The 7,674-nt window shown below is 60.2% G+C and carries 7 protein-coding genes and 2 pseudogenes; 3 read left to right on the top strand and 6 right to left on the bottom strand.

The window, feature by feature from the left end; all coding sequences use genetic code 11:
• The 5 genes and pseudogenes from EN949_RS30310 to EN949_RS30290 all read right to left on the bottom strand — a co-directional run.
• Positions 1-283, bottom strand: a pseudogene (locus EN949_RS30310) (MBL fold metallo-hydrolase); the annotation flags it as partial.
• Between the two features lie 90 nt (positions 284-373).
• Positions 374-598 carry a DUF680 domain-containing protein gene (locus EN949_RS30305; protein ID WP_127366926.1) on the bottom strand — a complete coding sequence of 75 codons (225 nt, stop codon included), beginning with the start codon at positions 596-598 and terminating at the stop codon, positions 374-376.
• A gap of 59 nt (positions 599-657) precedes the next feature.
• Entirely contained in the window at positions 658-903 is a 246-nt protein-coding gene (locus EN949_RS30300; protein WP_127366927.1) for a DUF680 domain-containing protein, read from the bottom strand.
• 281 nt (positions 904-1,184) lie between these two features.
• Positions 1,185-2,027 carry an anti-sigma factor gene (locus EN949_RS30295; RefSeq protein ID WP_127366928.1) on the bottom strand — a complete coding sequence of 281 codons (843 nt, stop codon included), beginning with the start codon at positions 2,025-2,027 and terminating at the stop codon, positions 1,185-1,187.
• A complete protein-coding gene (locus EN949_RS30290; protein WP_027162036.1) occupies positions 2,024-2,566 on the bottom strand; it encodes a sigma-70 family RNA polymerase sigma factor in 543 nt (180 codons plus the stop codon). Before EN949_RS30290 ends, EN949_RS30295 begins: the two co-directional genes overlap by 4 nt.
• Before the next feature lie 1,273 nt (positions 2,567-3,839).
• On the opposite strand from EN949_RS30290, the pseudogene EN949_RS30275 reads away from it, so the two are divergent.
• Together EN949_RS30275 and EN949_RS36215 are read left to right on the top strand one after the other, a co-directional pair.
• Positions 3,840-4,203, top strand: a pseudogene (locus tag EN949_RS30275) (saccharopine dehydrogenase C-terminal domain-containing protein); the annotation flags it as partial.
• Positions 4,204-4,982: 779 nt separating this feature from the next.
• Entirely contained in the window at positions 4,983-5,180 is a 198-nt protein-coding gene (locus EN949_RS36215) for a cytochrome ubiquinol oxidase subunit I (RefSeq protein WP_206526497.1), read from the top strand.
• Positions 5,181-5,737: 557 nt separating this feature from the next.
• On the opposite strand, the gene EN949_RS30265 is transcribed toward EN949_RS36215, so the two are convergent.
• Entirely contained in the window at positions 5,738-6,634 is an 897-nt protein-coding gene (locus EN949_RS30265; protein WP_127371428.1) for an ankyrin repeat domain-containing protein, read from the bottom strand.
• 162 nt (positions 6,635-6,796) lie between these two features.
• Between EN949_RS30265 and EN949_RS30260 the strand changes: the two genes are divergently transcribed.
• Positions 6,797-7,339, top strand: coding sequence for a helix-turn-helix domain-containing protein (locus tag EN949_RS30260; RefSeq protein ID WP_127371427.1), 543 nt, complete (start codon positions 6,797-6,799; stop codon positions 7,337-7,339).
• Positions 7,340-7,674: the final 335 nt, after the last annotated feature.

Raw genomic sequence — 7,674 nt, 5'->3', positions numbered from 1 at the left:
GGATAGGCATGAAGTCTGTCGTCAGGCCGGCCTTGGCAAGGGCTGCCTTGGTGTCCTCGACGGAGACATCCTTGATGAAAGCTGGGTCGTGCGGTTTGCGCCAGATGCCGTCATAGATGGCGGTGATCTCGATATCGCCGACCATGTATTTGTAGAAGCCAACGGCCGGCTCGACTGCTGTTTCGGCGAAGGCAGGACGGGTGAATTCCAACCTGCCGGCGAGGCCGAATGCGGCAGCGGCAGTTGCGGACCCAAGCAACGTGCGACGTGTCATGTTAAACATGATGATCTCCTGTGTTAAGAGGTGGGGGTGGCGGAAAGCCAAGCGTGGCCCTCCGTCCTGATTGGCGTATCGGTCCTGACCGGATGAAACTCAGTTGCCCCAGATGCCTTGGCCGTACTGCGCCGACACGCTGGCATCGCCACCATGGATCTTCTTGACCTCTCGGATCGAGCTGGTGTGCGAGGTGTCGATTTTTGAAGCCGAATGGCTGGCGACCGGCTGGCGGGAAGTGTTCGAGCCGTAGTGGTCGCTGCCGGCGAAGGCCGTGCCACTGGCAACGAGGATGGCGGCAGCGGTAAGGACGATCTTTTTCATTGAAACAGTTCCTGATCTTGAGGATTGAGAGAAGTTGTTGTTTGGAGGTCGAGGCGCGTTCAGCGGCCCCAGAGTCCGTCGTTGTTGTGCCGGTTGATGATGTCCTGAACCGACCCCTGGCTCGGCCCGGTCGTCACCTTGGAGTCGACGCTGTCCTGACGCGGCGTGGAGGGAATGGAAGCAGTAGCGTTGGTGTCGACGCTGGTGGCCGGCTGGTTGGAGTTGTTGGCGCCATGGTCGCTGCCGGCAAAGACAGCGCTTGAGGCAAGCAGCATGGCAGCCACGCTGAGAGCGAGCTTGGTCATTTTGGTAGATCCTTGTTTCGTTTCTTGGTTGCGTGCCGGGAAATTGGCCCCGCTAACAACAAGACTCGCCAAGACATCCCTTTATTCCCGGGTGGCGCGAAATTCTTTGGAGGTCCCAAAATCAGGGACGGCGGCTGTCGGGAACTGGGCCAGCCGACGCTGCACGCGCACGTCCGAGGTCGGCACCATGCTGGTGCCGTGGGTCTGTCTGACCGCGAAGTAGCCGAGCCAGCGGTGACGTCGCACTTGATATTGGCTGAAAAGGTCTGGGCGGTCGGCTATCAGCCGGTCACGGTGGCGGCGCGGAAGCGCGCTACGAAATCGTCCAGCTCCGGCCGCTCCATGTCGGAAATCGCCCAGTAGGAGAAGGCGCCGTCGCTCCACTGCACCAGCGAAAAACCGCCCTCAGAGAGATCGACAGGGTCGGTCACAGCTCCGGCATTTTGAGGCTCGGCGACAAGGGTGATCAGATGCTCGCGGTGGCGATAGACCAGTGCCGGCACCGCCCGGCCGCCGATGACCTCGACCCTGCCACCGATGAGTGCAAATCCGTCCTTGGCCATGTCCGGCGCCGGCGGCGAAAGACCGAGCCTTGCGTCGAGCCAGGGCTTCACCGTGTGTCGGTCCGACGAGACGACATCCACCGGGCTCATCGCCAACAGGCTGCGCTGGTGGCCGCTGGCTACCCCTGCGGCAAAGCCATCGGCTACGCCAGGCTGCATCGCCCATTGCGTTGCACCGCTGGCCAGCACCGCGCTGAGCATGATAGACGCCGCCATGGCGCGCCAATCGAATGAGCCGAAGTTGCGCGCCGACCACCCCGTTCGATTTGCCTTCGCTGGTGCCGTCGGCGCTTTGGGGCGCAGTACCTCGACATTGCCGGCAGCAGCCATGGCTGCGATGCGCGCGCTGAAGGCGTCGCTTACTTGCGGCTTCGGAAGTCCGGCCACAGCGCCTTGCAAGGCCATGACGCGGGCATGTTCGGCCGCCAGCTTGGGGTCGGCGGCTATGCGCCGCTCAACGGCTATGGCCGCGGCGGCGTCAAGCTCGCCATCGACCAGCGCGTGCAGCATCAGGTTCATGCCTGCGGCATCCTCGGGCAATCCGTCGTTGTGCGCGCTCATTGCGCCCTCCCAAGGCCAGAGATCAGCAGGCCACGCGCCCGCGCCAGCCGTGACATCACCGTACCCATCGGCACGCCTAGCATGGCCGCGATATCGCGGTAGGCGAGGCCATTGATGTCGCGCAGCACGAGGGTTTCGCGAAACGGCTGCGGCAGGGCGGCGATCGCGGCTTCGAGTGCTACGGTATCTGCCTTGGCGATCAGGGTCGCCTCCGGGCTCTCGCTGTCGGGTGGATCGGCTGCGTGAGCGGAGCTCACCTCGTCGAGATCGGCGAGATCGCCCACCGAGACGATGCTGCGCGGGCGGTTCCGCGCCAGCCATGTGTAGCACGCATTGCGCACGATGGTGAGCAGCCAGGCGCGTGCATTGCCGCCGGCATAACTGGCGATGCTGGCATGTGCCTTCATGCACGCGTCCTGCACGACATCCTCGGCGTCGGTGGCATTGCCGGTTAGCCAACGGGCCAGCGAAAGCGCGTCGGCGAGATGAGGCATTACCACTTCGCTGAAGCGGTCGGCCTGCGCATTGCTGCTTAGCATTGGTGTACCGTGATATGCGCCTCGCCTTGAGTGCCCAGGAAGCGAAGATGGTTCTGTCTTGCAAGCGAACCCAGCGGAAGTATTTAGGGTCGCCGGCTGCGGTGAATGTGAAGGCAACTGTTTCATCGATGTCAATCACACACTGGACCGCAACGATTCATCCACCCCGATGCGTTCTCGCATCCGCGGCGTCTGAGCGCTCTCGATCGCGACTGGGCAGGACGTTTAAGGCAGACAGGCTGGGAGCCGCAGGCGGCCAACGCGTCGCCTTCACCTGGGAATGCGTCGACCATTGCCGTCGCGGTCGTCAGTGTGTGGGGTTGCAGGGGGACGTTCCTTCAAGGTCAATCAGCAGCGTATGCATGGAAGACCAGGGCGGGCGGCGTTTTATTCCCGGATAGCGAAAAATCTTCTTCGCAATGTAAATTGGTCCGTCCGAGCCAGCTTTTCAACGCTCTTTAGCCTGCGATATCAACCTTCCAGCTCAGCCGATCAGAGCCGGTCGAAATTCGGGCATTGCCAGAGCAAGGGTTTTGTCCATCACTTTAGCCAATTTCCGTCTAGCCGAGAATGAGGCGCATGGCGCAGCGCCTGCTTGCCGGCATCCCGTGTTCGATCTCCCGACGCAGTATTTGACGAAGCCGGTCTCCCGCATGCGTCTCGCCCAGCACCTGAAAGCCCAGCTTCTGATAGAAAGGCGCGTTCCAGATCACATCCCGAAACGTTGTCAGGGTGATCGCGACAAGGCGGCGCTCCTCGCATCTGTGATTGCCTTTTCGAGCAAGGCGCGTCCGATACCTGAGCGTTGTCGGTCAAGGCGCGCAGCTAGTTCCCAGATGTGCAATGTGTCGTCCTGGATCTCCGCGCTCAGGAATGCGACCGTCCGGCCATCCTGCTCCACCGCTACCCAGCACGTGCCCTTGGCGATAAGTTCACGGTGACGCTCGACGGTTTGGTTTTCGTCATCGGCAATCCAGGCCAGCTCCGCAACTTCGCGGTAAGCGTCACCCTCCGACTGTTCGATATCGGGTAGTGCGTCCGCGTCAGCTACCTGCGCTAAATGGTGGTCATGGAGTTGCCGTCGTGGCTTCCAGGGTTCTGCAGAGAATAACGTTGGAGTGTCCCTCCGGCCAATCTGCAAACTCAGCTACACGCACAAAACCGGCCTTTTCATACAATCCTGGCGCCTGGAAATCGTGGCTCTGCACCCAGATCCGCCGAACACCCCTAATGGCAGCCTCGGCGGCGAAGGCGTCCAACAACTTTCGCGCATATCGTCGACGGGATAGATGAACTTGGCGTGCTTCTTTAGGGCCATTCAAGAAACGCGTTTTGGTACGGTTCGCAGCTCGCGATTGAAGACACGACAGCTCGTGCCCCATCACAATGCTACTGGGCTTCAGGTCACGTCGGCTGTGCTCGCAGGCATGGTCTGGGCGCTTGAAAACCCCGAGGCCGGCATCGTGGAAGTTGAAGATCTGGACTTCCGGCGCTGCCTGGAGATCCAGAAGCCCTATCTTGGCTCTCTCGTTGGTGTCTATACGGACTGGACGCCTCTGGATGGCCGGCCTGGGCTCTTCCCGGAGGACATCGACACATCCGATCCCTGGCAGTTCCGGAATGTGCTGGTTTCATGATAGCCGCCGGGCAGGGCAGCGGCGAAACGGGTTTCTGCTCCGGCAAAGCTGCCGACATGGTTCTCTCCCGGCGCGGAGGCAATTGGCGTGGACCGACGATTCCGTACGGAAGGTCTCGTCCAACTCGAGACGTTAGAGTTGGCAATAAGGAAATTGACCTGATGGATCTCACCACACGGCTTGTCGTCGCGATCGGGCTTGGCGCGCTTCTTATCGGGGCGTTCATTCTCATATAGCCGAATGTGACGTTTCAAACGCCTTTCACGCGTTACATTGCCTGTCGTGCGGCAATTCTGGCGGGACTGGACGGCAGCATCGATTTCTCGTCCTGCCGTCGCTTGTCCGTTGGTCGGATCGCCCTGTGCCTACCCAGAGAAGCGCTTTGACTAAGCGAGCTGCAAGCCCACCGAAGCATGGATCGCCGCAGACGGTTCCCATCGCCCCCGGGGGCGTTGCGCAGCTAAGCAGCACAAGCACGCAAGCTAGGTGCGTGCTCTATCGCCTCTGGCGCGGTCACGCCTGAGAGTTGCAAGCCGTACGACGCGGCAGAACAGCTGGTTTCAAAATCCGGCATCGACACCGTCGCCAATTCCCATAGCTTGACCACGGCACTGAAAACGCGCTCCCGCCACAGCCGCCGCTACTACGGAAGGTGGATGCGGTTCTCGCCGGCTCGCCTGCATCCAGAGGGACGAGGACTTCGATCCTGTATTGCTATCGCGACTGCAGTTCGGCTGAGTCATCGGCTGGCACATCCTGCTGCCGGCTATTACTGTAGGATGGCCGCGTTCATCGCGATGCTGGAAGGCCTCAATTTCTTGACCGGAAGGGACATCTATCTCCGCATCTCGACGTTCTGGATCAAGATATTCTCGATTGCGTTCGGAATGGGCGTCGTCACCGGTGGCGATGGCCCACGACGGCTTGAAGGCGCGGATCGAGGAGATCATGCCGAAATTGAAACGGCGGAAGGGTGAATGAGACGGCTTGCAGTTGCGCGCACGCGTACGCGTCCACCGAATGTGACATTAGCGCAACCTGATTGAGCTAACGAACACGCGAACAGAACAGTCGCTTGACGATCAAGGCAGACTGCGACAGCGTTTGCCGTCCGGGGGTAAGCGGCGCACGGCTCGTCGAGAGCTAGTAAAAAGGGGCAGGGGGCCTTTCTCGACGAGCCTGCCTCGGACATACCCGCTCGCTAAGGGAGATCGGCGACAAGGTGCGGGTCGAGGAGATCACGCCGAAGGTGAAGAAGCGCTGACGTCGTCCTAACTTCAAATTAGCCCGGAGAGGTGGAATAGCCTGGCAACTCGCACGCCAAGGCCAATAATGGTTTGGCCATCATTGGCGGCGAAATCCCAACCGAAAAATGCTGCCCAGCCAAAAAGCAGGATTGAGAAGCGCATTAGCACATTCTAAAATAGATAAATTGAATAAGCGTTAAAGGCTTCTTTTGCGCGCTGGCATTGGCAGGGCTTCCCCAGTGCGCTTTTACAAAGGGGCGATACTGGGGAGGGACCAGGGTAGGGGTTCAGGGCAGCGGAATCGGCTTGTCGCTGAGTGTGCGCAAGTACGCGATCACGTTGACCCGTTCGGTCTCGTCCGGGACACCGGGCGTCTCCATCTTGACGCCCGGCGTTGTGAGCATGGGCCCGAAGAGATATGTGTTCAGGTCCTCATACGTCCATACACCCTCCCAGCCCAGCAATGTGTCGGAGTAACGCATACTTGCCATGGATGCCTTGTCGCGGCCGACGACGCCCCACAAGTTGGGCCCCGTCTTGGTCTCTCCCTGTGGCTCGGCATTGTGGCAACCGTGACACACATGGGTGAAGTAGGTTCGGCCTTTCTCGACATCCGCATTTGACAATTTCATCGAGATAGGAGCTGGCGTTGGCAAGACGACGCCGTGCGACAAGAGATATGCGGCAACTTCATGTTGCCCCTTGAATTTTGCCATGTGGAGCGGTGTCTTGCCGTCCTTTGTCTTCGCATTCACATCGGCGCCGGCCTCGACCAGTGCCTTCACGCAATCGAGACAGCCGGATCTGACGGCGATGTGAAGGGCGGATTCACCGCCGCGCTGCGCATTTGGATTTGCGCCCCCCTGCAGCAACAGATTGATCAAGTCGATCCTGCGTTTTGCCAAAGCCGGCATGAGGGGAGGTCCCAAAAGCGGCGTCGGGGCAACGTTGGCGTCGGCACCTCGTTCCATGAGCAGTTTTGCCGCCGCAAGATGCCCGCCCCTAACCGCAAGATAGAGCGGCGTTGCTTTTCCATCGCTCTCGTCGACGCCGGCACCGGCGTCGAGCGCTGCCGTAATTGCCGCGACATCTCCCTTCACGGCGGCGTCGTGAATGGCGGCGGCATGCGATACAATCGGGATGTGTGCAATCAGCAGTGAAATGAAAAGCAAGGACATGCGCATTCGGCACCCCTGTGTCAAACCGGAGGACGCGGCACGCTGCGAGAAGGGATGACTTTAGTCCGAATGCTTAATCGCGGCAATGTATTTCAGCAACTGCTGTCGTAAGCACATGAGTTGTCCGGATTAGGTAGCACGCGAGTTGTCCGGTTTTATCGCCAGCGAATGGAGGCTGGGCATGAAGCGGGCAGCGTGGCTAGAGGACCGGAGAATGCAGAAGTTTCGGGATTATTGAGCCGCTGGAATGGCGGCGATCTTTCGATGATGGAGGCAGGCGAGTTGCTGGGCATGTCGGAGCGGAAATTCCGGCGTTACCGCGAGCGTTACGAAGAGGCTGGGGAGGCTGGGTTGCTCGACCGGCGTTTGGGCAAGCTTTCGACGCGCCGGGTGCCCGCGGAGGCGATCGAGGAGATGCTGGAACTTTATCGCCACCGCTACCTTGGCTGGAACGTGAAGCATTTCCACGAACACCTGCTGCGCGATCATGACTTCAGCTGGGGCTACCCCTTCATCAAGACGCAGCTTCATGCGACTGGGCTGGTGGGACGGGCCAAGCGGCGCGGTGCTCACCGGCGCAAGGAAGCCGTGCGAGGGGAACCTCTACAAATCCGACGGACCTCACGGTCGTCTCGAACACTGCACGAGACAGATTTGCGGGCATTCGGAACTTGCGTCGTATCTCGGCCTTCAACTCACCCCGCTCTGTAATAAAGCAGGCCATTGCTGCGTCCTTGCGCGAATCCAGCGCGAGCTTCTATGAAGCCGGAGCGGTTCTCAATTACTGCGGATCCCACCCGAGGTTCGGTTTCTCCGCCGTCAACACTGGACGACAGGTTCTGGATTTTGAGAGCGTGCTCTCTTTGGATCAGGAGGCCGCCATTCCGTCCAACCCAAGCAAGTGGTTTGGTTAGACCAGACGGACCCTAAGCTGTCGTTCTCATTAGGTCGCGATTTCTGAGCAGTGCTCAGGAACGAGCGCTGCCTTCGGCAGCACGATTTTCTACGCGAGCCGATCCAGGTACATCTCGAGCGCCGAGTTGGGC

The sequence above is a fragment of the Mesorhizobium sp. M7A.F.Ca.US.007.01.2.1 genome, assembly GCF_003998165.1.
GTDB classification, from domain to species: domain Bacteria; phylum Pseudomonadota; class Alphaproteobacteria; order Rhizobiales; family Rhizobiaceae; genus Mesorhizobium; species Mesorhizobium ciceri.
Note: the sequence above shows the minus strand (reverse complement) of the source record. Positions and strands in the feature narration are given on the sequence as shown.